General features: G+C 61.7%; 21 protein-coding genes and 1 tRNA gene. 13 read left to right on the forward strand and 9 right to left on the reverse strand.

The annotated features are described in order from the left end of the window. Positions 1-1,144 precede the first annotated feature (1,144 nt). Positions 1,145-1,957, forward strand: a complete 813-nt coding sequence (locus HMPREF1137_RS09040) for a fructosamine kinase family protein (RefSeq protein WP_009054731.1) — start codon at positions 1,145-1,147, stop codon at positions 1,955-1,957. Positions 1,958-2,037: 80 nt separating this feature from the next. Here the strand turns inward: HMPREF1137_RS09040 and HMPREF1137_RS09045 are convergent, their stop codons facing one another. Continuing rightward, entirely contained in the window at positions 2,038-3,603 is a 1,566-nt protein-coding gene (locus HMPREF1137_RS09045; protein WP_009054707.1) for a molybdopterin-dependent oxidoreductase, read from the reverse strand. Between the two features lie 260 nt (positions 3,604-3,863). After that, on the reverse strand, positions 3,864-5,606 hold the full coding sequence (locus HMPREF1137_RS09050; protein WP_009054712.1) for a pyruvate dehydrogenase: 1,743 nt from the start codon (positions 5,604-5,606) through the stop codon (positions 3,864-3,866). A gap of 141 nt (positions 5,607-5,747) precedes the next feature. Between HMPREF1137_RS09050 and HMPREF1137_RS09055 the strand changes: the two genes are divergently transcribed. Next, positions 5,748-5,824 (forward strand) — tRNA-Ile (locus HMPREF1137_RS09055). On the opposite strand, the gene HMPREF1137_RS10665 is transcribed toward HMPREF1137_RS09055, so the two are convergent. After that, the gene (locus HMPREF1137_RS10665) at positions 5,781-6,122 is read right to left on the reverse strand and encodes a helix-turn-helix domain-containing protein (protein WP_155835418.1); all 342 of its coding nucleotides are present in this window, start codon (positions 6,120-6,122) and stop codon (positions 5,781-5,783) included. The genes HMPREF1137_RS09055 and HMPREF1137_RS10665 overlap by 44 nt on opposite strands. Positions 6,123-6,217: 95 nt before the next feature. On the opposite strand from HMPREF1137_RS10665, the gene HMPREF1137_RS10670 reads away from it, so the two are divergent. Then, on the forward strand, positions 6,218-6,445 hold the full coding sequence (locus tag HMPREF1137_RS10670; RefSeq protein ID WP_155835419.1) for a helix-turn-helix domain-containing protein: 228 nt from the start codon (positions 6,218-6,220) through the stop codon (positions 6,443-6,445). 741 nt (positions 6,446-7,186) lie between these two features. Further along, positions 7,187-7,693: a hypothetical protein gene (locus HMPREF1137_RS09065; RefSeq protein WP_009054745.1), complete on the forward strand. Its 507-nt coding sequence runs from the start codon at positions 7,187-7,189 to the stop codon at positions 7,691-7,693. 250 nt (positions 7,694-7,943) lie between these two features. Here HMPREF1137_RS09065 and HMPREF1137_RS10585 read toward each other — a convergent pair whose 3' ends face one another. Then, complete coding sequence (locus HMPREF1137_RS10585; RefSeq protein ID WP_231284103.1) at positions 7,944-8,117, reverse strand: hypothetical protein; 174 nt, start codon at positions 8,115-8,117, stop codon at positions 7,944-7,946. Between the two features lie 93 nt (positions 8,118-8,210). On the opposite strand from HMPREF1137_RS10585, the gene HMPREF1137_RS10590 reads away from it, so the two are divergent. Next, positions 8,211-8,771, forward strand: a complete 561-nt coding sequence (locus tag HMPREF1137_RS10590) for a hypothetical protein (protein WP_231284105.1) — start codon at positions 8,211-8,213, stop codon at positions 8,769-8,771. A gap of 72 nt (positions 8,772-8,843) precedes the next feature. Here HMPREF1137_RS10590 and HMPREF1137_RS09075 read toward each other — a convergent pair whose 3' ends face one another. Then, positions 8,844-9,161 carry a hypothetical protein gene (locus tag HMPREF1137_RS09075; protein WP_009054701.1) on the reverse strand — a complete coding sequence of 106 codons (318 nt, stop codon included), beginning with the start codon at positions 9,159-9,161 and terminating at the stop codon, positions 8,844-8,846. A gap of 193 nt (positions 9,162-9,354) precedes the next feature. On the opposite strand from HMPREF1137_RS09075, the gene HMPREF1137_RS10185 reads away from it, so the two are divergent. The 8 genes from HMPREF1137_RS10185 to HMPREF1137_RS09110 are packed head-to-tail and all read left to right on the forward strand — an operon-like array spanning position 9,355 to position 17,715. Next, the gene (locus HMPREF1137_RS10185) at positions 9,355-9,897 is read left to right on the forward strand and encodes a DUF6668 family protein (RefSeq protein ID WP_009054703.1); all 543 of its coding nucleotides are present in this window, start codon (positions 9,355-9,357) and stop codon (positions 9,895-9,897) included. Then, positions 9,894-10,193 carry a hypothetical protein gene (locus HMPREF1137_RS09080; RefSeq protein WP_009054690.1) on the forward strand — a complete coding sequence of 100 codons (300 nt, stop codon included), beginning with the start codon at positions 9,894-9,896 and terminating at the stop codon, positions 10,191-10,193. The genes HMPREF1137_RS10185 and HMPREF1137_RS09080 overlap by 4 nt, the downstream gene beginning before the upstream one ends. A gap of 10 nt (positions 10,194-10,203) precedes the next feature. Continuing rightward, positions 10,204-11,028 (forward strand): DUF8175 domain-containg protein, encoded by an 825-nt coding sequence (locus HMPREF1137_RS09085; protein WP_009054727.1) that lies wholly within the window; start codon positions 10,204-10,206, stop codon positions 11,026-11,028. Between the two features lies 1 nt (position 11,029). Next, a complete protein-coding gene (locus HMPREF1137_RS09090) occupies positions 11,030-12,211 on the forward strand; it encodes a TrbL/VirB6 family protein (protein WP_009054705.1) in 1,182 nt (393 codons plus the stop codon). Further along, positions 12,208-13,692: an SCO6880 family protein gene (locus tag HMPREF1137_RS09095; RefSeq protein WP_009054655.1), complete on the forward strand. Its 1,485-nt coding sequence runs from the start codon at positions 12,208-12,210 to the stop codon at positions 13,690-13,692. The genes HMPREF1137_RS09090 and HMPREF1137_RS09095 overlap by 4 nt, the downstream gene beginning before the upstream one ends. Continuing rightward, positions 13,689-15,119 carry a putative type IV secretion/conjugal transfer ATPase gene (locus tag HMPREF1137_RS09100; protein ID WP_009054715.1) on the forward strand — a complete coding sequence of 477 codons (1,431 nt, stop codon included), beginning with the start codon at positions 13,689-13,691 and terminating at the stop codon, positions 15,117-15,119. The genes HMPREF1137_RS09095 and HMPREF1137_RS09100 overlap by 4 nt, the downstream gene beginning before the upstream one ends. 16 nt (positions 15,120-15,135) lie before the next feature. Then, positions 15,136-16,779, forward strand: coding sequence for a type IV secretory system conjugative DNA transfer family protein (locus HMPREF1137_RS09105; protein ID WP_231284109.1), 1,644 nt, complete (start codon positions 15,136-15,138; stop codon positions 16,777-16,779). 9 nt (positions 16,780-16,788) lie between these two features. Beyond that, on the forward strand, positions 16,789-17,715 hold the full coding sequence (locus HMPREF1137_RS09110; RefSeq protein WP_009054654.1) for a hypothetical protein: 927 nt from the start codon (positions 16,789-16,791) through the stop codon (positions 17,713-17,715). 59 nt (positions 17,716-17,774) lie between these two features. On the opposite strand, the gene HMPREF1137_RS09115 is transcribed toward HMPREF1137_RS09110, so the two are convergent. The 4 genes from HMPREF1137_RS09115 to HMPREF1137_RS10620 all read right to left on the reverse strand — a co-directional run bounded on the left by HMPREF1137_RS09115 (position 17,775) and on the right by HMPREF1137_RS10620 (position 22,086). Then, on the reverse strand, positions 17,775-18,248 hold the full coding sequence (locus HMPREF1137_RS09115) for a DUF4913 domain-containing protein (RefSeq protein WP_009054670.1): 474 nt from the start codon (positions 18,246-18,248) through the stop codon (positions 17,775-17,777). Next, positions 18,245-19,786 carry a hypothetical protein gene (locus HMPREF1137_RS09120; protein WP_009054678.1) on the reverse strand — a complete coding sequence of 514 codons (1,542 nt, stop codon included), beginning with the start codon at positions 19,784-19,786 and terminating at the stop codon, positions 18,245-18,247. Before HMPREF1137_RS09120 ends, HMPREF1137_RS09115 begins: the two co-directional genes overlap by 4 nt. Before the next feature lie 90 nt (positions 19,787-19,876). Next, entirely contained in the window at positions 19,877-21,682 is a 1,806-nt protein-coding gene (locus tag HMPREF1137_RS09125; RefSeq protein ID WP_034497642.1) for a relaxase/mobilization nuclease domain-containing protein, read from the reverse strand. Beyond that, on the reverse strand, positions 21,679-22,086 hold the full coding sequence (locus HMPREF1137_RS10620) for a plasmid mobilization protein (protein WP_081493543.1): 408 nt from the start codon (positions 22,084-22,086) through the stop codon (positions 21,679-21,681). Before HMPREF1137_RS10620 ends, HMPREF1137_RS09125 begins: the two co-directional genes overlap by 4 nt. Positions 22,087-22,169: the final 83 nt, after the last annotated feature.

A 22,169-nucleotide genomic window follows, 5' to 3' on the forward strand; every position in this document is an offset into this window, starting at 1 on the left:
GGCCCGCCCTGGCCCTGCCTCCACCCACCGGCACCGCGGCCAGGCTATCCGGCGCCCTCCACACCGGCGGCAGCTGGTGTCTCGAAGCCAGGCCAGGCACAGCCGCCGCCCATGGGCACCGCAGCCTGGCCCTCCGGACCCTCCGGCGCCCTTCACACCGGCGGTACCTGGTGTACTGATGGTGTTGCGCGTCGGCTCGAAGACCGGCCAGGCCCCGCCACCGCCCACCGGGACCGCGGTCTGGCCCTGCCACCGCTCACGGGCACCGCGGTCTGGCCCTTCGGTCCCTCCGGCACCCTCCATACCGGCGGCACTTGGTGTGCGGTTGTGTCGACTGGCTCCGCATCCACCTTGTATGCGGTACAAAGTTCGCCCTGCTCGGGTTGTTGGTGGCCAAAGCGGTACAAAGTTCGCCCTGCACGCACGAAACTCGCCAAAACGGGCCATTTCGAGCGAGCAGGGCGAGTTTTATACCGCACATGCAATGAGGAGGGGTGTGCAGGGCGATTTTTGTACCGGAAGCGGGGACGTATGGCTCGTGCAGGGCGAATTTTGTCGCGCCCTCCGGCACCGTCATCAGGCCCCGAACCCCTCCACAGGCACTGAGGACAGGCCGTCCCGTGTGCCGCTGCCCTCCAGATCGGCGAAACCTGCTGCGTACGCGGTTAGGTTATAGGCATCCAGCCAACCTATCCGCATGGGCCCAGGTCTGTCCTCGCGTGCTTGCCGCGCCGTCGGCCGTGGGGGTTTTGCAGCATTAGAAGGCGGCTATCGGCGTGTCGCCGGCGTGTCGGATCTCTAATGATGCAATTCCCCCCGATCAATGGTGTGCAAGCCATGACTCACGAGGGTTGGTGCCCAAAACGCAGACCACCTCGGTGAAATACGTTGAAAATGGGCTCTTGTAGGTGAGGTGGTCTGCGTTTTGGGCAAATCGGCTGCTGATGGGGCGCGTTGTTTGCGCGTGAACCCGCTATTCCGAGCGTTAACCTGCGCTGTTGGCTGGCCGACCTGCAACGACGCTGCGTGTCGGAGGAGTTGCCTCTGCCCCGAACGACCCTTGATATCGTTGAGCCGTCTCGCGCTGATGCGCCACAAACAGGGGGAGCGCCGCAGCTTCCACGTGGACAGGAGGCCACACACGATGGACACCATCAGGAAAGCGGATAGCCGCCGCGGGCGAATCGCCTACGAGGTGGCTGGGCTCGCGTGGCTCGCCGAGGCCTCGGACCCCGGGGCCGCCGTCGTGCCCGTGCTCGATTACGGCGTGACGTGGCTCGAGGAGCACCGCTTGGTCTCCGTCGCCCCAACTCCCAAGGCGGCCGAAGACTTCGGCCGCGCCCTCGCCCACACGCATGCCGCCGGCGCCAGCCACCTGGGTGCGCCGCCGCCCGGCTTCGAGGGGGATGGCTGGATGGGGGAGGCCCACCTGTCGCTACCCGCCCACCCGAGCCCGGCCCCGGCCTCGTCCCACGGTAAATCCTGGGGTGCCTTCTACGCGCGCGAGCGCATCGCCCCCTACGCCGACGACCGCACCTTCACGGCCACAGAACGCGCGCGCATCGAAAAACTCTGCGAGCGCCTCGAATCGGGGGCGCTGGACCATGGCCAGCCGTACCTCGTAGAAGACGCGAAAAACCGCCACAACAACATCGGCGCCGCCCGCACCCACGGCGACCTGTGGAGCGGCAACGTCATGTGGACCCCCGATGGCGCGTTCCTCATCGACCCCGCAGCGCAGGGCGGCCACGCCGAGGAGGACCTCGCGGCCCTCGCCGTCTTCGGCTGCCCGCACTACGAGCGGATCCTCGCCGCCTACAACGAGGCCTCGCCCCTGGAGGACGGCTGGCGCGAGCGCTTCGCCCTCCACCAGATGCACATCATCATGATCCACTGCGCCGTCTTCGGGCGCTCCTACGTGCCCGAGGCCATGGCGATCGCCCGCAGGTACGCATAGACCGCGCCTCTCACCTCGCGCCCGCATTCGCATGCGTGGAGACGAGGAGGGAGGCGTGGTACCGCTCGAAGGCGGGGGAATCAGGCGCGAGCGTCGTAGTGCTGCAGGCCCGAATCCTCTCGTGAGCCGCCCTGGCCGTCGCCCACGTCGTGGTAGTCGTGGATCCACTCCAGGCGGCGCACCCACTTGACCATCTTGTAGCCGTGCTGGGAATCGGCGCGCAGGCGTAGAGGGCCGCCGTAGACCTCGGGCAGAGGCTCGTCGTTCATGCCCCAGGCGAGGATGCACTCGTCGTCGTCGATCATCGACGGGTCGATGCACTCGTAGTAGGGCTCGGTCGGGCGCCCGTCGTAGGTGTGTCCGACGTGTCCGAATGAGGTGACCATCAGGTAGTGCGCGCCTTCCGTGGGCGTGACCTGCTCGAGGAGGTCCTTGAGGCGGATGCCCTCCCACTTCGCGATGCCCGTCCATCCCTGCATGCAGGTGTGCATCGTAATGTTCGTGACTTTACCCAGGGCCTTCAGCTCATCGATGGAGAAAGACTTTTCCTCCTCGACCAGGCCTCCGATTTCGAGTCGGAAGTCTTTGAAGTCGTCCTCGCGCAGGGCGATGTACTCCTCGGACTGCTCCTTTGTCGGCGGGCGCGTGTTGACCCAGTGGAACGGGGAAATGTCGTCCTCGGTGAAGGTCTTCTTCGCGACCTGACGCGACTTCAGGCGGTCGATCGTGAGCGCGCGAATCGGCTGCGTGGCACCCCAGATCCAGCGCTGGGTGCGGCGCAGGTTCGACAGGGACCAGTAGGAGGCTCCGATCCACAGGGCGATGGCCACGACGATGCCGATAATCAGCATGGTGACAGCCTGAGCGAATTGCGCTGCCGAGATGTCGTCGTAGTTTTCGCCGAGCATCATGTGCGCGATGTTGTACTTCGGGTGGACGATGAACACGAGCGCGACGTGCATGACAACGAAGAAGCAGTAGAACGCCATGCCGAGGAAGTGGATCGAACGCGCCGTCTGGCGGTTGCGGAAGATCTTGACATACCCGGGGAAGCGTCCCGCGAACGTGGGGGACATGATGGGGCCGGTCGCGATCATGAGGGGCGCGACGATGAAGACGACCGTGAAGTACATGAGCTTCTGGAGGGCGTCATAGGGCTGGAAGTGCTCGATAGAGGGAATCTGCAGACCCATGTAGATCTTTGCGCTCTCCCAGGCCTCGGGGAAGATGGACCACGAGGTGGGGACGATGCGACGCCACTGGCCAGTCCCGAAGAGGAGAACGACGTACACGAATCCGTTGACGAGCCAGATGGCCGTGACGAGCGCGTGCCACGCGCGGCCCAGGCCGATCTGTCCGCGTCCGGGCAGGGAGATGAGCGGGTGGAGGTTGCGCTGGTCGTCGCGTGCCGTGAACTCGCCGGGAACGGTCGACACCTTGTCCTTCGTGAACTTGAGCCACTCGGATCCGGGCGTGCAGTGATTGTTCCAGTACAGACGTGGGTGCGATGCGAGGACCTCCCAGCCGGAGCGGATGAGGAAGCCCATCATGATGAAGTTGATGAAGTGGGTGATCCTCAGCCAAGCGGGAAAAGTATCGAGGTCGACGGCACCGGCTGCGCTAGCCATTGCTGCGAGCGCGTGCATGGGGGTTCCTCCTGTGTGACGTGAGCGATAGAACGCTTCGTAGATTAGAGGGGAAATGCGCGCAAAAATAGCTGTCAAAACGTAAAGTGTTGCAAGTGACTACAAGTTATGAGCTTGTCTAGCTCTCTTTGAGAGGGTAAAAACCATTTTTTTAGAAAAAAGAATGTTGTTAAAATGCGGGTTTTAGCCATGAAAAACGAGGCCGGGGCCAGGTCGTGTGGTGACCCAGCCCCGGCCTCGTCTCCGGAGATGTGAATGACCTACAGGCGCGGGATGTTGCGCATGTTGGAGGTGGCCATCGAGAAGGCCTCAGCGATGCCGCGGTTGAGGACAATCTTGCTCATTGCGGTCGCGAAACCGACGACCTGGCCACCCGTGATGGCCGGCGGAAGCGAGAGCGCGTTCGGATCCGTGATGACCTCAACGAGGGCGGGGCCGGGCGCTGCGAACGCCTCGCGGTACGCATCCTCCAGACGTGACGCGTCCTCGACGCGCTCCGCGTGGAAGCCAATTGCGCGGGCGATCTCCGCGTAATTCGTATCCGGAACGTCCGTCTGGAAGTCCGGGAGGCCGTTGACCAGCATCTCTAGCTTCACCATGCCAAGCGTCGAATTGTTGAAGACAACCACCTTGACCGGCAGGTCGTACATCTTCGCGGTGATGAGCTCGCCGAGCAGCATCGAGAGGCCGCCGTCTCCCGACACAGACACGACCTGGCGATCCGGGTAGGCAACCTGAGCGCCCAGTGCCATCGGCAGGGCGTTTGCCATCGACCCGTGCAGCAGTGAACCGATGAGGCGGCGCGTGCCGAGGGGATCGATGTAGCGGGCGGTCCACACGTTGCACATGCCTGTGTCAGCGGTGAAAATCGCGTCCTTCGCGGCCGTCTCGTTGAGGAGGTGGGCGGCGTACTCGGGGTGGATCGGATGCATCTTCTCCACGTTGCGTGTGTAGGCGCCGACGGGAGCGTGCATGATCTCCGAGTGCTTCTTGATCTTGGACTTCAGGAAGGAATCAGAGCGGCCAGCGCGCAGGTGGGGGAGGAGCGCCTCGATGAAGGGCTTGACCTGTGCGTGAATCGCGAGGCCAACGTCCGTGCGGCGGCCCAGCTTCTCGGCGTGCGTGTCCACCTGAATGGTCGGTGTGGACGGCAGGAACTGGTCGTAGGGGAAGTCAGTGCCCAGCAGAATCAGCACGTCGGCGTCGTTCATGCCCTCAGCGGCCGCACCGTAGCCCAGTAGGCCCGTCATACCCACGTCGAAGGGGTTGTCATACTGGATGAAGTGCTTGCCGCGCAGCGAGTGGCCGATCGGTGCCTTGAGTGCATCCGCCAGGGCGATGACCTCGTCGTGAGCTCCCTCGACGCCGGCGCCAGCGAAGATAGCGACCTTGTCGGCCTTGTTCAGGAGGGCTGCGGCCTCTTCGATGTCGGCGGCGTTGGGAGCCAGCGTCGCGGGGCGCGCGGGCGCGTAGGTGGGAATGTGATCGACGGCCTTGAGGTCGGAGACGTCGCCGGGCAGAGTGATGACCGAGACGCCGCCCAGGCCGACCGCGTGACGGATCGCCGAGTTCACCGTGCGCGGCGACTGCGCCGCGGAGGAGATGAGTTCGTTGTAGACCGAGCATTCCTCGAAAATGCGGTCCGGGTGGGTCTCCTGGAAGTACGTCGTGCCGATCTGCACGCTCGGGATGTGCGAGGCAATGGCCAGGACGGGCGCGCCCGTGCGGTTCGCGTCGTACAGGCCGTTGATGAGGTGCAGGTTGCCCGGGCCGCACGAGCCTGCGCACACGGCGAGCTTGCCGGTGAGCTGAGCTTCGGCCGACGCTGCGAACGCCGCCGCCTCCTCGTGGCGCACGTGGATCCAGTCGATGCCGCCCTTCTTTGAGCCGCCTGTCTTGCGCACGGCGTCAACGATGGGGTTGAGCGAGTCGCCGACAATGCCGTAGATCCGGTGTACCCCTGCATCAACAAGCTGGTTCACGATCTGTTCCGCTACGTTCATGCCATCTCCTTAAATTGATTGGCTGCGGCCTTGTAAAACCACCTTAGGCTCGACTAAGGTCCTATGTCGCTGTAGCGTGATCGACAGATCAAGGCGAAGTGTCGGTGGAAGAGGCTCGCGTTCCTCCGATAGGATGGCACCGCCCCAATAGCTCAGTCGGTCAGAGCAGCGGACTCATAATCCGTGGGTCGTCGGTTCAAGCCCGACTTGGGGCACCAATGCGTCGACATCTCGACGCCTGGCAGATTTGAAGGGTGCGGGGATCCATCCGCCCATTCCGTCTGGGGTGGGCATGAGGTCTGCGGGCTCGATGCCAAAGAAGCTGGCGGCAGTTAGTAGTTCTGTCACCGACCAGCCGACGTTTCCTCGCAGCTTGCGACTCACTGTGGCTCCGGAAACCCCGATAACTGGCCCAAAACTATTGCCAGACATCTTGCGCGCAAACAAGTGTTGATTGATTGTCATGCCGATCGCTTCGTCGGGCGCTAGTCCGTGTTGAACCTTCATTGTTGTCATGCTGCAATAGTACACAAACGCTGCAGAAACTGCAATGATATCTCTTGACGGTAACACTGTATGGATGCATCATATACGGTATGACACTGCAAAAAATGCAACAGCTTATCAGTTCTGGCGAGGCTGCCAAGCTTGTAGGTGTTTCTCCGGACACTCTGCGGCGGTGGGCGAAGTCGGGGCGTGTTCGGCATGTGGTGACGCCGTCGCGGCGAATTCTGTTTGACCCTGCGGATATCGAGGCGATGTACAGGACTGTTGATCCTGATAGCGAGTCGTCGGTGCCGGATGTTCCGCTACCTGGTTTGGGCGGGGCAGGGAGGTGACTCATTGTGAGCATCTACGGTGTCGCTTGGGCGTTGGATAGGGTTCGTGGGATCTCGGTTGGCGCGAAGATCGTGTTGATCTCGTTGGCGGAGTTCGCTAACGAGCAGGATGTGACGTGGGTGTCGCGAGAGCGTCTCATTAGCCGTGTGGAGTGCTCGACACGCGCGCTGAGTGGTTACTTCAAGGAGTTGGAAGCGTGCGGGGCACTGACTCGCGAGGCGCGCTACGAGTGGTGCACGTCCGAATCATGCTCGCGTACGGGTGAGCATAAGCATCGTCGTGGCACGGTCTATCGGATTCATCCAGAGCTGCGTATCGACATGCGCGAGGCCACAAGCGCAGATTCTGCGTCTGTGACGGAATCGTTGGAATATCAACGAAAGTCTCACAGTGGCAGTATCTGCGCCAGTGAGGACACAGTGGCAAATTCACGTCGTTCACAGGAGCAGACGTCTGCGACCATTACTTATAGGAAAGAACCATCAATAGAACCACCAAACCTAACCCCCCCACCCCCTGTGGTTGAAGGTTCGGTTGGGTTGGGGACCGGCTTCGCCGATCGAGTGGCTGCCGAGGGGGAGCCTGCGTCGCCGGTGGCGACATCAGTGCCCCCAGAGGGTCGCAGAGGCCCTCAGAAGCCCCGTAGAAGTCCGAAGTCTGAGGCTGATCGTGGTGCTGAAAGTGCCTCAGAAGCCGATCTGGCGATTTTGGCGGCGTGTGTACCTGAGCCGATGCGGGTGATGGACGCGCGGGGTCTTGGCCTCGTCGTTGATTTGCTGCGCGAACGGCTGGATGCCGGATGGACGCCAGGGGAGATCAAGCGGTTGCTGGATTCGCCGTTGCCTGATCGCGTTGCTCGGATGTCGGGTTTTGTGGCTTCGCGGCTGCGTCGTCTGGTGGCTGTGGGGGAGTCTCCTCGAGCTCAGGCTGCAGCTGCCGCGCGTGAGCGTGAACGCCTTGAGGCCGAGCGAGCTGCCGCCGAGGATGAGCGCGTGGCGCAGACGGCTCCGTCGTTGTTGCACATGCGGATTCATGACCTGGCGAAGGAGATGGCTCCGGGGTTGTCGCCCGCTCGGTGCGCAGTGGTTGAACTTGCGGTTCAGCAGGCTCTTGCGGATGCGTGGCGTCGTGAGAACCCTCAAGGAGGGAAGCCGTCGCCGTCAGTGCTGCTGGAGGTTCTCGCGGCATCTGGTGAGCAGATCGCGGGTCGCGTGATTGCTGAGCATGTAGACGGGGAGGTGGCCTGAGATGGTGGATGTGGTCTTGTCTTGGCCTGCATGGGCCCGAGCTCAGCGAGGTTTAGGGGCTTCGGCCCGCGCGTGTTTGCGTGAGCTGGCTTCCTTAGCGGATGATCGTGGGGCCGCGATTGTGGAGATCAGCTGGTTGGCCGAGATGACAGATCGATCTCGCCGGACGGTGTGGCGTGGTCTAGCGGAGCTAGAGGATCGTGCGCTGATCGTGCGTGAGGAGCGCCGAGAGGCGGGGCATCGCGCGCCGTCACGATTCCAGCTGGTCCGTGACCCCGCAGTTGCCGTGGAGCGAACCCGTGATCGGATGCAGGGCCTGGGTGTCGTCGTCGATGTCTTCACTGGGGGCGCGGTTGACCCGGATGACAATGAGGGGCTGCGCGCAGTCCTCGTTGAGGCCTGTCAGGCGGGCTGGGTTGGGCAAGGTGCGAGCCGGTTAGCTGTGACGTTACTGGAGCATGGCCCCAAGCAATTTGGACGCCTCGCGGTGCGACAAGCGCGTTTCGAGGGGGAGACGGTGTCGAATGCTTTGGCTGATGTCTTGACGTTGGCATGGTTGGAGGCGCGCGCGTCCGCCGCGTCGATGATTCGCGCCCGCCGCCCGTGGGCGGTCTGGTCGCGGGCCGTGGAGTGCGCAGTTGCAGAGGAGTCGTTGGCAAGCCTAGAGGATCGCAACGCAGTGACCATCGAGGGCGTTGTCCCCGAAGGGGGTTCTTCCCTCGCCGGTGGGGCCGGGGAGCTGTATGTGGGGATTGATGAGCTGACGGGACCTTTCGTGCGCGTCATTGACGCGTTGCGTGAGGCAGGTATGCCGTCGACCCTCGCGTGGGCGGGCAGTGTGCGTATCGCGCAGATCGCTGCTCATGTTTCGGTCGCGAATGCTCACACGATGGCTGCGCGCGACGCCACGCTCGCCTCTCTCGGGGTGAGTCCTACAGCTGCGCGCGCGTGGATGACTCTCCTGGTTGGGTCACGGCGTGGGACGGTATTGAATGCTCTCGATGCTGATCAGAAATCGCTGGCTGAACAGGCCGCTGTCGTCGCAGCCGCGTGGCGCAAGACATTGCTTATTGCGTAGGTCACATGGGTGTGATTGAGGTGCCTGTCAAAAGTGTCAGGTAGCTCCACTTTCGTTGGATTATCGGGGTTTTTATAGTTGGTCAGGAAATGTATGGCCGTCGATCTGCTGAATGTCTTTGATGATGTCGTCAATGAGTTCTTGGTCGTCGATGGTGGCGTCGTCTTCGGCCCATTCACTCTTGACGGTTATCTCGAGGCGCTGGAAGACACGCATTTGGGACATGTCGATGCCTTGGCGCATCGCTTTGTCGATGGCTTGTGCGATCGCGTAGGCGCGATCAGTTGAGGGCCATCCTGCGGTGTTGAGCTGGCCACCGGCGCCGGGAGGGCGGCCGTCGAAGGTGACGGCCCAGTATTGGAGACGTTCAGGCTGGGAGTTGTGGTTCATGCGGGGTGCTCCAGGAGGTGTCAAACAATCTGTATTAATGATGCCATCTTGGCTGGTCGTCAGCGTGCACGTCGATGTGCGTGTACGTGCTGACGGATAGGGCGTAGTGAGAGGAGCGCACATGTCGTCTTATCCGGATCTAGGTCTGACCTCACCTGCACAAGAATCGTGGCAGGCCCCTAAAGGTTCGTCTGTGCCGATTCCACCCCCGCCCGCTGTGGTCGCTGCGCGCCCGTGGGCGCCGGGCGTCGATGGGCTTACCGTTCGTCGGCACATCCGGCGCTCCACCGTCGATGGCGCGCCCCTCCTGTGGATCGTGGGTGCCCACGGCGGTGCAGGAACCTCGACCTGGGCGCATCTGCTTGGTGCCGGTGATGCTGGTGCTGCGTGGCCGCAGCACGTCAACCCAACGCGACTTTTGAGCATCGTGGTCTGTTGCCGCTCAACTGCGGCGGGGCTGCGTGCCGCGCAGGACGTGGCTATCGAGTGGGCGTCGGGTGCCCTCCCCGGGCAACTTGTCGGCCTCGTTGTTGGGGCTGATGCCCCCGGGCGTCTCCCTCGTGAGCTCCGTGATCAACTACAGATCACGTCGGGCGCATTCCCGCATTGTGTATTCGTTCCGTGGCAGGCACACTGGCGCTTCGCCAAGGAAAACGACGTGAATGCCGATCATTCGCGCCGTATCAACAAGATCGCCGCCACCGTGGCGGCATGGACCGAAAGGATACTCGGATGATGATTTCGACTCGACTGGCTACGTTACTCGGGACTGACACGTCGGTTGTTCCCGACGTGAAGCCGAAGATCATTGAAGGGCTGGTGGGTCCTGTCAAAGAGATACTGGGCAATGCCATGTGGGTTGGCATTATCTGCGGAGTGCTCGGCCTGATAATCGCAGGCGCGATGATCGCCATCCACAACCGGCAAGGGCCTGGAGCTGGTGGCGAAGCCGTCGAAAAGATCGGGTGGACCATTGCCGGTGTTCTCATCGCCTTGTCGGCACCGATTCTTATCCGGCAGATTATTATCTAAAGGAGATGTGATGAGCGATAATGATGAGGAAAGGGAACGGAGCCCATTCGCATCCCCGTGGGTTATTGCCTCCGGTCTGATTGTCATTGTCATTGTGGCCATGGGGATTGGTCTAGGAGTTGGGCTGGCGATGCGCGGCTCTACAATGAAGCAGCCGTCGAATCAGTCAGGCCTGCCGACCGGCAGGCCAACGGTGATTACGACGTCGCCGAGTGCGTCGCCATCGCTCATGCCCTCCCCGACCCCCACGGAGGGGGTGCTCGGAATGGACTACATTTCGCAGCCATGTTACGTCGACGAGGTCAATATGCTGCCGCTGGGTCAAACCCCTCGAGCGACGCGCGTGAGCACTGTACAGGGAGGTCGGTCGGTCGAGGTTGCAACTAAGGCTGGACCATTCGCTACTATGGATCGCACAAATCTGTCGTACTGCTACTCACATACGGCTGAAGGTGCGATCACAGCGGGCGCGAACTTCCTCCTGCATTCAACATGGGATGCTGAACGACGCGACTCGATCGCGATGGACCTTGCAGATAATTCCGATGGCACCCTCGCCGGTAAGGTTTTTGACTCGAGTCGCTCGCAGTCCGGTGTCTACTCCATGCAGGAAGCACATATCACGGGCTACTACTACGAAATCCGTGATGAGAACAATGTGCTTGTTGTCTATACCTTTACTCTCAGAGACGATCCAAAGACGCTGACCATTCCACTGCGCATGACGTGGGTAAAAGACTGGAAAGTCGTCTACCCCGAAACCCCTGACGCCTGGGGAATCGGTGAACTCACGGATGAAGCAAAAACGCGTATCACCCCGTGGAGCGTGAACTAGCATGGGGATGCTCGAAAACTTTGTCAATGAGGTGACAAAGTCGCTCGGAGAAATCATCCTCAATCTGGGAACGTGGTGGGTGAAGGCGCCTGTTCCCTCACTCTTCGTCACGTCTTCTCCAGCGTATAAGCTGCAGGATTACTTGCGCTTTCTCCTGGCTGCCGTGATGATCGCGTCCCTCATATGTGCGGGAATTAAAGTCATCATTGAGGGGCGTGGTGATTCGCTACGCCAAGTCGCACAATCTCTTGTCACAGTTGTCGTCATTTCGGGAGCAGGGCTTACGTTGGCATCAACTCTCATTAGTATCTTTGACCAGACGGCGGTGTGGCTCTTGGATACTGTCACGGAAGAAAGTGCAGAGACGTTTGGAAAACGAATCATTCCGGTTCTATGGGAGAGTACCCATGTTCCGGGTGGTACAGTTCCTGTTCTCCTGCTCGCGCTGGCGGGGATCCTCGCGAACGTCATTCAGATGGCGATGATCTGGATTCGATCGATTTTGCTTATGGTGATTATGGGGTTGGCGCCGATCATCGCTTCAACGATTGGCACGTCATGGGGGCGTGCGTGGGCGGGGAAGATCCTGGGCTTCTTCTCAGGACTTGTCCTCTACAAGTTGGCTGTATCAGTCATTTATGCGACAACAATCCTTTTCCTGACGTCGGAGAGTGGTCTGGACGGTTTTGTTTCTTTTCTTGTTGGTGTCATGCTCATGGTTTTCGCGGCCGTGTGTCCGTTTGCGCTCGTGGGGTTACTCATGCCCACGGGAGCGATGATTGCTTCCTCAATGGGCGGGGTTGGCGGCGCGGCTACAGGGGCAGCGACGGTAGCCTCGGGCGCGGTCGACGTGGTGCATAGGGGGCATGTATCGGCAGATGCATCACCGGCACCGTCACCTCATGACGGTGGAACAGGGGGAGTGGGGTCTCCGTCAGGCGCTACTGCTGCGCCCGACGCCGGAGCGGTGGGCTCAAGCGGTGCCGCCGGTGCAAGCAACGGTGCAGCCAGTGGTGCGGCTGCAGGTGCGGCAGAAGGTGGGGCCGCTGCCGGTAGTGCAGCTGCTGGAGCTGCTACTGGCGGCGCCGCCCTCATCGTGCAGGCCGTCGCAGAAGGCGCTTCACAAGCGCAACAAGGCATCAGCGACATGGTTGAGACCAGTGCGGAAGGAGCACACGCATGAGCACGATCGGTGCAACAGAGACACAGATCCGTACGTATGGGAACTGGCGTCACCCACGTCTAGCGGGCCTGGGCAAACTGAGCTTCTTCCAGACCATGGCGCTACTGGCACTGCTCATCGTGTCAATCCTCGTCTATGGATCGCTTGGCCTCGCGCACGCAGCTGTTCTGTTACTTTCAGGGCTGTCCGTTTTGGGAGCGATGGAGATCAGAGACGCCCATGGCGTGAGTGTGTGGGACAAGATGGTTGAGCGTGTGTCGTTTGCTCGGCGTCGTCGAGCTCGACGCACCGTGTACAGGTCCGGGCCGATCGGTGTTGTCCCGGGTGGGCGCGCGCGCCTTCCTGGCCTGCTTTCGGGATCGCGTATCAGCGAGCACGTTGATTCGTATGATCGACCGTTTGCCCTCATCCACCACGGTAACGCTCATGTGAGCGTCATTATGGGGGTCGCTCCGTCGGGTATCGCTCTGGTTGATCAGGAACGCATCGACCAGCAGGTCGCACACTGGGGCGCCTGGCTTGCCGACCTAGGGAGCGAAATCGGCGTCGCCCAGGCCAGTGTCTGCGTGGAGACGGTGCCCGATACAGGTGGCGCCCTTGAGCGCCAGGTGAACGCTCGCCTCGACGCAAACGCTCCGGCGATCGCACTGAGCGTTGTGCGCGACGCTGTCTCGCAGTACCGCTCGGGCGCGGCGCAGCTGCGCTGCACAGTGACCATCACCTTCGACACGAAGCGCATGAGCGTGAAGAAACGCTCAACCGACCAGGTAGCCCGTGAGATCGGGACACGCCTGCCCTACTTGACGCACTCGCTGGAGGCGGCCGGGACGGGGCCTGCCCACCTCCTCACAGCCGCCGACGTGACTCGCTTGGTGCGCGTGGCATACGACCCGGCATCCGAACCGCTCTTCGAAGAAGCGACAGCCGCTGGACAGGAGGTCGAATTGGACTGGGAGGACGCTGGCCCAGTTGGTGCCCATACTTCCTTCGATTCGTTCCGTCATGATTCGGGATTGTCACGCACCTGGTTGATGACCAAGGCGCCAACGGGAGTCGTCCAATCGGGTGTGCTGTCGAAGCTGCTGTCGATTTCACGGGATGTTGAGCGCAAGCGCGTCACCCTGCTACTTCGCCCGATTGATGCCGCCATGACGGGTGACATCGTTGAGCGCGATATGACGACGGCCGCGGCGGCGGCTGGCATGTCGAAGAAAGTTACGGCGCGCGCCGCGCGCGAGGTGGCAATCGCGAGGAAGAACGCTCAGGAGGAAGCCAGCGGTGCGGGTCTCGTGGACTTCACAGTCCTGGTGACAGCGACTGTGACGGGGGATGACCTCGACGACACGGCTGCGGCCATCACGTCGCTTGCGTCCGCATCGAAGTTGCGCATGCGGCCTGCCTACGGAGCGCAGGATTCTGCGTTTGCCCTCGCGCTTCCCCTGGGCGTCGTCCCTTCGTGGCAAAAGGTGTGGTCGATATGAGCATGAGGATAACGGTTGCGGATCTCAACCGCCCCGGCGGTGGCGGCGTCACGCCGCTTCCCCGCATTCACGACTATCGTGGCACGAGCGTCCAGGTGTGTGGCCTGTATCCGTTTGTTGCGGGTGGGACCCCGCCACCTGTTGGTGTACCACTTGGACGGGCGACGGATGGGACTGGCGCGGTGTGCGCCGACCCGATTAGTTGGTTTCAGAAGGGGCTGATTTCTGCTCCGTCTGCGATGGTTCTGGGCCTGAATGGTTTGGGAAAATCCTCACTGATCAGAAGGATGGTTCTGGGGGCTGAAGCATTCGGTATTCATTCGATGGTTGTTGGAGACGTCAAAGGTGAATACGCTGACGTCATCGATGCTCTGGGCGGACAGATCATTTCCATCGGACACGGAAAAACCGGGCTGAATCCACTTGATGGAGGGAACGCTGGTGAAGCGGCAGAGATGCTGCGTGCTGCTGGGTATGTCCGCGAAGCCCAGGAGGTAATGGAGGCGGCTCACGAGCGCAAGAAGCAGCTGGTGTGTTCGCTGATCCAGATCATTCGTCGACAGGCGCCCACGGATCGTGAGGAGACGATTGTTGATGCCGCTATCCGTGTCCTCGAGGAGACATACGTTGGCACGCCGACTCTCGCCGATGTTCTTCGGGTTGTCCAAGAGGGGCCTGAGCAGCTCCATGCGGCCGCCCTCGATAAAGGGAAGCCGGGGGAGTATGAGCGGTTGACCAATGAACTTGAGGCCTCACTCCAGGCGCTGCTCATGGGGCGTTTTGGCGCGCTGTTCGCAGCGAAGAAGACCGTGTCCATGCGCATGGATGCCTCTGTCGTTTTTGATGTCTCATCGCTCATGTACGCCGACGAAGACCTGCAAGCAGCGGTCCTACTGTCATGCTGGTCATACGGTTTTGCCACCGTCGAGGTCACTCAGGTGCTCGCCGACACGGGGCTGATTGCCCGGCAGCGCTATCAGCTCATCATGGATGAGCTATGGCGCATCCTTCGGTCTTCACCGGGCATGGTCGAGCGCGTCGATTCGCTCACCCGCCTCAACAGGACTGTGGGTGTCGGACAAATTATGATCACCCACTCCGTCGCAGACTTTCAGGCGTTACCGTCGGTTTCTGATCGACAGAAAGCCCAAGGGTTTATTGAGCGATCGAAAATGTTGTTCATCGGCGGTGTTCCCCCCAAAGAGGTCCGCGAGCTCAGATCTGTCATGGCGTTCTCACTCCGTGAGGAAGCCCTCGTTTCATCGTGGAATGCCCCTGGGGAGTATGACCCGATTACGGGAGGTAGTGCGGCCCCCATTGGCCGTGGGCGATTCCTTCTTAAAACGTCGGACGCCCCGGCGTACCCATTCCAGGTTGACTTCACGCCGGTGGAATACGAACTGTCGAACACGAACAAGAGGTGGTGACACCATGTGGGATTCAATGAGTGATAGCGGACGAGGCATCTGGCTTCTTCTCATCACGCTCGGGGTCGGTGGAACATGCCTGTACGGTGCACGCGCCCTGTACACCTGGTGGACGGGGATCGAGTTACCCTCGAATCTTCTGGAACTGGCAGGGGGGATCATCCGGGGCCAGCAGCCACGCGCAGTGGCCGTTCTCGCTCTCCTCATTCTCCTGACCGGCTTCGCGTGCCTGGTTGTCATCACCCGGTGGCGACACCGAGGCCCGCGTCGACGCAAGCGCGGAGATAAAGTCGCTCGCAAGGCTGCCGCACGGCGCGAGGTCGCTGTCCTGGGGGAACGGGCGGTGGCATCGCAGGCATCCCGGCTGGGTGTCGTGGCCGATTCTCCTGGTTTGCCGATCGGGCGCATGGTGCGAGGAAACGCGTGGTTGTTTTCGTCCTGGGAGTTCGTGTGTCTGATGATTGCAGGCCCGAGGACGGGTAAGACCACGGCGTGGCTGGTCCCGCGGATTCTCGTAGCGCCCGGCGCAGTCCTCGCGACCTCGAACAAACGTGACATCGTTGATGTGACTCGTCTGGAACGAAGCAGATTTGGCCGAACCTGGGTATTTGATCCCCAAGGGATTGCGGGGGAAGACCAATCGTGGTGGTGGAACATCCTGGCGGGGGTGAAGACCCCCGTTGACGCCATTTCGCTAGCGGAAGTCTTCATCGATTCTCAGCGCGATCCAGGTGCCACCAAGGATGCGTACTTCGATGGGGCATCGAAAGACCTGGTCGCTGCGCTTGTATTGGCGGCCGCCCTCGGTGGCCGAGACATTCGGATGGTGCACGAGTGGCTGACGCGGCCCCTCGATGATGAGCCGGTGGGGATCCTTGAACGCGCCGGGCAGATGATGACCGCACAGTCGCTGCGCGGGATGATGAATCTGCCAGCCGAAACCCGAGGTGGCGTGTATGGCGGTGCCTCACAAACGATGTCATTCCTACTCAACGATGAGGCGCTGCGCTGGGTCCTGCCCCCGACAGTGAAGGACGGTGAGACCGACATGATGGAGTTTCGCCCCACCGACTTTGTGGCATCAACCGATACGCTGTATTGCCTGTCGCAGGAGGGCCGTGGCAGTGCATCCCCGATCGTGACGGCACTGACTGTCGCGGTCATTGAGGCCGCCCTCGAGCACGCAAAAAACCAGCCCAGTGGCAGGCTCGCTCTCCCGCTCTTTGTTGCCCTCGATGAGGCCGCGAACGTCTGCCGGTGGAGGGAGTTGCCTGATCTCTATAGCCATTTTGGTTCTCGGGGCATCGTCGTCGACACGATCCTGCAGTCGTGGAGCCAGGGCGTGAGCGTATGGGGCGAACCAGGCATGAACAAACTCTGGAGCGCCGCCAACGTCAAGGCGTACGGCGGCGGCGTCTCAGAAGATAAATTCCTCCAGTCGCTGTCGACCCTGATTGGCATGGAGTATGTCGATCAGGTACAGACGTCCTCAAGTCGGCAGGGGACCTCGAGGAGCGTGTCTGTAGGGGCAGCTCAGCGTCCGATTGCCCCGGTGTCGGAACTTATGGCCATGCCCCCCAACCGTGCGTGGGTGTTTGCATCAGGGGCGCCCGCCGTCTACGTGCGCACCGTGCCCTACTGGGAAACCAAGAAGCGATAGGAGAAACCCATGAGTGCCGAGCAGATCGAGCAACAAATATCCATACAAGCCACGCAACTGATGCGCGCAGCAATCATGATTGCTCGAGCACTAGCTGCGCGTGAGGCGGCCGCGCGGCGTGCGGCCGCGCGCGCCTCCCTCGAGCACGCCCGCGCCCTGCGCACAGTAACCGAACAGCAGCGGCGTCTCGCAGCACCGATCTATCGTGCGGCACGCCGCGACGGCTGGTGGGATGACCCCAAGATCAGTGCCACAGAAAGAGCTCGAGCAGTCGGCTTAGCCGAGCGTTTTGCGCACGTCGACGAGGATGCGCGGGAAGTAGCGGCGGAGGCACATCGGCGCCTGGAAGCCGAGGCCCGTGCCCGGGAGGCTGCTGAGGCACGAGCTCGCGAGGAATCCCGCAACCCACGATCATTCCGAGACCAGCGCAAGGATGAGTTCGTTGACATGACGCTCGTCTCTGTGGCAGAGCTGGCCGCTGCCGCTCCCCTCGTCGACGGGGAAAATCTCGAGCAATCCCTTGAGGAAATCCTCGAGGAGATTCGTACCGATCCACAAGCTGCCACCACACAGCTGTCGGATTCACTGGCAGAGGATGTGGCTGTGGCCGCGCCTAAGCCGGGTGAGAAGAAGCTGGATATGTACACGGTTTATGGGCTCATGACGACTCAGCCGGACAAACCGATGTCTGTGAGCGATCTCGACAGGCCAGATATGAGCGTGAACGTTCCCGCGTGGGATAGCGCTGACGCGCGTCAGGCCTGGGCAGCGCACCTGCTCGATGCGGGTGTTGACGCAGATGGGGTGAGGGCGTTCACGGTGGCATCGCAAGCCCAGCCTGCGCCCGCACAGGACATGTTGGCGACGTCGGTGAGTGTGCCGGCCGGCCGAGTGCCGGCCGCGCCCCTCGAGGACGTGCACACACTGCACCGATAGAGTGAACGCATGGGGGTGGGGTAGCCAGTTTGGCTACCCCACCCCCATGTTTGCGTCCGTTATCGGCGCTCGTCGACGAGCCCGGGCGGCGGGGGCGTCGTCGGTAGCACGCGCCCCGGGTGAGGTGCGGATTCGTCTTTGTGTTCGCCCTTGCGGTGCCGTTCGTCGGGTTGGCACCCCTTGAACGGGCCGTTTTCGGCCATTAGGCGATCCATGATCGGGTAGAGGTACTGCACGGACCAGGTAGCCATTGCCGTGAGCTCGCCGGATGCTCGCAGGCCCTCCCACGAGTGCCACAGGGCGGTCAAGTGGAACACCGCTTCGGTGTGCTTCCACCACTCGGAGCACCAGTTGAGGCCAGTTCCTAGAGGGCGATCGTAGATCTGTGTGAGAAATTCGTCGACGAACGCATGAACACTCGAGTAGTACAGCTGGGGCTCGTCCCTCGAGGGATCGGCGGGCGCCACGTCCTCGGGGTCGCTGGGCAGCGGCTCGACGTCGATCGGGGGGACGTCCTGGTACGGATCATTCACAGTGATCGTCCTTCGGCTTGGTGAATCGTTGGCGAGGGAGCCCACCGCATTGGTGTTGTCGGCACGGCCTGCTTTCCGATATGTGGAGTGCTCCTTCCGAGCATCTCAGGGGGAATCGATGAACGCTGTGCTACATGGGCAGCGGTGTCCTGAGCTGCTCGAGCGGCCTCATAAACAATGGAAAAAGTTTCCCACTTGTCGCCTCTTATCGCGCGACTGTGAATTCTGGCGAGCTGATTGGAAAAATTAGTGATGAAGGTTGCAACGCTCTCCGGTTCAACCCCTACTCGATCGAATGCCGCAGCCTCCTGGCAGATGAAATCATCTACGTAGGGGGACTGAATGACGTCGAGGAGGTTTTGTCCTTCTTTGTCGTGGAACGTGATCGAGATGGTGTTCACTGTACATTCATTGAGGTGTGGATCTGTTGAGCGTGCCCAGGCTTCCAAGGATGAGTCACGTTTTACCTGTTCGCGGATGAATTCGGAGATTCCCTGATGAATCGCATGGTGACGCTCATTTCGCGATGCATCGCTATCCCATTCGGCGGCGTATCGGAGAAACTCCTGGCACGCGATCTCGCCAGTAAGCTCCGCTTCCCAGTTATCATCGATGACCATCGGAGGCTCGCCAGCGTAGACTTCGACGACGCGGCCGGAAGCATCTGTCACTATGTGTGCAAACGAGTCAAAGCACTGATAGTCAGAGAACAGTACCTTTCCGTCGTCTAGCAACTCTGGGGGGTGCCGGATGTCTTCGGGTTTGGGTGCAGCGAAGCCAAGCCGTGCGAGTTGCTGTCGGCCTGCCTCAACGATGGACTGTGCTCTATTAGCCGCTTTGATCGCTTCGGTGAGGGTAGGAACTCCCGGTGCGTGCAGGGCATCGTAGTGAGCCTTGTCCAGGCCATCGGAGAGCGTGGTGAGAAACTCAGCGAGACTCTCACGCGGCATTCCCACCATGTAGGGGAGGCGGGAGAATTCGAGACTTGTGATGATGTTGTCGAGATTATCAAGCGCTTGCTCGGGGAGTTTTGCCCATCCGCCACCAGCAATGGTAGAGGTGTGAAGGTTGATCAATGGGTCGTCGTAAAGATCGAAGAGAGTGAGGGTGAGATTCTCGGTGTCGACGTCGACGGTGGGAGTATGTTCGATCACCCATGCGGCGAGGGGTGGGTTATCTGCTGCCAATTCCGCGATGTGCATCATAATCTGCTCGTGCGCAGTGTCCTGGCGAATAAGATCTGCGTCCTCGCTTCGCCAGGCAATAGCCTGGCGAACATACTCCTGACACGCTGCCTCACCGACGATGGGGATTGCCTGCTCCTCACCATCGGTTGCGGACGTGTATATGGTTGCTTCGAGGGGACGGCCATTTTTGCCCGTCTTGATGACGGTTGGGTTGTTGAACGTCCAGTAGTCGTAAAAAATCGTAGAATCCTCATCCCGGACCGGAGTCGAATCAACGACATTTGGATGTCGCGCCCCCGGATGTAGACCAAGGCGCGCAAGCTCATTGCGGCCCGCGTCGATCGCGTTCATACGAGTCCCTCCAATGTGCGGTACGGAGATACCCCGTGTTGGGCACCTCTCACCACTCATCGTGGGCGCGTACACGCACAGCGCAGAGGCTTACCTGGATGGGCCGGTGTCCTTGTGTTGTGCCCGCTGGGCGGCCTCGGCTGCGAGACGCGCCTCATCCGTGCTTATTGCTGCGGGCTTGAACGTGCGCGGCTGGCCGCCCAGAACGTCACGCGGAATACCCGATCGCGCACCGCGAGGCCGAGAAGAAGCGAGCGGCATTCCGGCCGCGTCTAGTACGGTGCGGACACGGTCAAGGTCATCGTCAGCCGACGCGTTGGCGAGGGCCTGGGCGTCGCGGACGATCGCGCTGTCCTCCCTGGGGGCGCGCGGCGGGGGAGGAGGCGGTACAGCCTCGCGCTGTGCTGGCGCGGAGGTCCGCTCAAGACGCTCATAGGCAGACGTGAGAGCATCGACGTCGACGCGCGGGTATGTGTTCACGCGATCAAAAACAGCTTGCGCGTCGCGCTCGATTGCGGCGGCGGTTGCTGCTTGGCCTGCAGCCTCATGAAGATCCGCGATCGCCTGTACGAGATCGACGGTCGCGTGTGCGAGGGCGACGGCTGCCATGTGCGGGTTTGACGTGGCGGCGATCGACAGCGCCAGGTCTGAGGCCATGCGGGCACCCACGTCGACCAATCGTTTGTCGGCTGGCCGAGTTTTGAGCTGCGCGCACCTGCCCACCTGGACGGCCGCACGCTCGAGCATGTCCCGTCCGCCCGACGTACGAGCCGTAATCGCCTGGGCGTGCAGAAGTCCCGCGATGTCAGCAGATGCGTTCGCAAGTCCCACGTGGTCGGTGGGGGACAGCTGCTCAAGGTATGCGCGGAAGTGCGCGAGGGCGCGAATGCGGTCCTCCCACAGCGGCCCATCGTAGGGCGCCCGCTTCGGGTAGTGCCCCTTCCACGCTTCGACGGCCTCGAGCGCGCTCGTCGGAGTGTCCTCCCAGCGTGTGCGCAGCTGTGTGAGAGTAAGGTCGCGGGCAATCCTGCCACCGCCCCACCATCGGGTCTGTTGGCCGTATTCTTCGGTGCGGAGCGCGGCGCTGTATCCGACCACGACGTCGGTGCGCCCGCGCGCGAACCTGGGGTGCAAACGCACCCCGAGGCGACGAGCTCGACGCACGAAATCAGCTTCACTATCAGCTGCCGTCGCAGCCGCTCGCAAACGTTCCTCAAGGACCGCGCGGTCCGTACGCGAGGCACCCGCGCGCTTCGCGGCGTTTTGCGCGGCCGCGCTGTCGCACCTTGAGCCGCGTGCGTGCTCGCGTGACTCCACCACCAGGAGGCCGTATCGGTGCTCAAGCGTGTTGCAGGCACGCTGCGCTTTACGTTGGTCGTACCACGGGCTCCACTTCGTGCCATCCTCACGCACGATAGTGGCCGCGATGTGGATGTGGTCGCCACCGTTTTTCGCACTCCCGTGATGGATCGCGACCCACCGGCACGGCGCTTTTCCATCTGACCCGGTAAAGCCCATCTCGTCCATGAAGTCCGAGGCGATGCGTCCCCAGACCTCATCCCCGAGAGCTGCTTCCTCTGGTGACAGGGAGAGCGAGCAGTGCCAGACATGGTTGGCCTCGATCTCGCCATTCCACTCCACCTGCCCGGTGGCCGGGTTGAAGCGGCGCGTCTTGCCGGTGGGGAAGGTGCCTGTCTCGTGCATATACGCGTCCAAGCGCGTCGCGATCTCACTGGCCTGCGAGAGGCTGATCGTCTCCCAGTCACCCCACTTGCGCACGATGTCACGCGAGCCCGCGATCACGTGCGGAGTCTCGTGCTCATTAGCGCGCCCCGGCCCCACCAGGTAGCACATGAGCCCGCCGGTGTCGCCGCCGCTGACAATGTTAGGAATCATCGCCGAACCCCATCGAGTCGAGCGTTAATATCCTCGATCGTATCGGCCACGCTCGATACGACAGACGCAAAGTCCTCTGGTACCTCGTGCACTGTGTTTGCATGGTGCGCAATCTGATTCAGGTTCGTCATTGCGCCCTCAAGTTGACGCCGATACGCGCGAAGCAACTCAATCAACTCTTCCGCATGAGATGGCCCAGCAATCCCTTCAGAGGTGGTGACCGGGTGAAGCGCTGCCTCGACCACAAACCGAGACAGAGACACGCCACGAAGACGAGCACCCTCCTCAATGAGAGCGCGCTCCGACGACGTCACCGACACAAGCAGACGAGACCGCTGAACCCCTCGCACCGACCGACGCGCCCTGCGGGCCGTCCGAGAATGCGACATCGCTTCACTACTCATCTAACCCGCCCCTCCTCACACGTTCTTCACGCCAGCGCAGCGATCCTTCGGACCACATCTCCAGTGTGCCACGCGACGCCATA

It is taken from the genome of Actinomyces sp. ICM39, assembly GCF_000282935.1.
Lineage (GTDB): Bacteria > Actinomycetota > Actinomycetes > Actinomycetales > Actinomycetaceae > Pauljensenia > Pauljensenia odontolytica_B.

Excerpts from the sequence above, each read along its gene's own strand:
- HMPREF1137_RS09100 (WP_009054715.1), top strand. The coding sequence starts at position 13,689 with ATGAGCATGAGGATAACGGTTGCGGATCTCAACCGCCCCGGCGGTGGC.
- HMPREF1137_RS10670 (WP_155835419.1), top strand. The coding sequence starts at position 6,218 with ATGCAACAGCTTATCAGTTCTGGCGAGGCTGCCAAGCTTGTAGGTGTT.
- HMPREF1137_RS09040 (WP_009054731.1), top strand. The coding sequence starts at position 1,145 with ATGGACACCATCAGGAAAGCGGATAGCCGCCGCGGGCGAATCGCCTAC.
- HMPREF1137_RS09080 (WP_009054690.1), top strand. The coding sequence starts at position 9,894 with ATGATGATTTCGACTCGACTGGCTACGTTACTCGGGACTGACACGTCG.
- HMPREF1137_RS09045 (WP_009054707.1), bottom strand. The coding sequence starts at position 3,603 with ATGCACGCGCTCGCAGCAATGGCTAGCGCAGCCGGTGCCGTCGACCTC.
- HMPREF1137_RS10665 (WP_155835418.1), bottom strand. The coding sequence starts at position 6,122 with ATGACAACAATGAAGGTTCAACACGGACTAGCGCCCGACGAAGCGATC.
- HMPREF1137_RS09050 (WP_009054712.1), bottom strand. The coding sequence starts at position 5,606 with ATGAACGTAGCGGAACAGATCGTGAACCAGCTTGTTGATGCAGGGGTA.
- HMPREF1137_RS09075 (WP_009054701.1), bottom strand. The coding sequence starts at position 9,161 with ATGAACCACAACTCCCAGCCTGAACGTCTCCAATACTGGGCCGTCACC.
- HMPREF1137_RS09110 (WP_009054654.1), top strand. The coding sequence starts at position 16,789 with ATGAGTGCCGAGCAGATCGAGCAACAAATATCCATACAAGCCACGCAA.
- HMPREF1137_RS09085 (WP_009054727.1), top strand. The coding sequence starts at position 10,204 with ATGAGCGATAATGATGAGGAAAGGGAACGGAGCCCATTCGCATCCCCG.
- HMPREF1137_RS09065 (WP_009054745.1), top strand. The coding sequence starts at position 7,187 with ATGGACGCGCGGGGTCTTGGCCTCGTCGTTGATTTGCTGCGCGAACGG.
- HMPREF1137_RS09125 (WP_034497642.1), bottom strand. The coding sequence starts at position 21,682 with ATGATTCCTAACATTGTCAGCGGCGGCGACACCGGCGGGCTCATGTGC.
- HMPREF1137_RS09095 (WP_009054655.1), top strand. The coding sequence starts at position 12,208 with ATGAGCACGATCGGTGCAACAGAGACACAGATCCGTACGTATGGGAAC.
- HMPREF1137_RS10620 (WP_081493543.1), bottom strand. The coding sequence starts at position 22,086 with ATGAGTAGTGAAGCGATGTCGCATTCTCGGACGGCCCGCAGGGCGCGT.
- HMPREF1137_RS09120 (WP_009054678.1), bottom strand. The coding sequence starts at position 19,786 with ATGAACGCGATCGACGCGGGCCGCAATGAGCTTGCGCGCCTTGGTCTA.
- HMPREF1137_RS09090 (WP_009054705.1), top strand. The coding sequence starts at position 11,030 with ATGGGGATGCTCGAAAACTTTGTCAATGAGGTGACAAAGTCGCTCGGA.
- HMPREF1137_RS09105 (WP_231284109.1), top strand. The coding sequence starts at position 15,136 with ATGAGTGATAGCGGACGAGGCATCTGGCTTCTTCTCATCACGCTCGGG.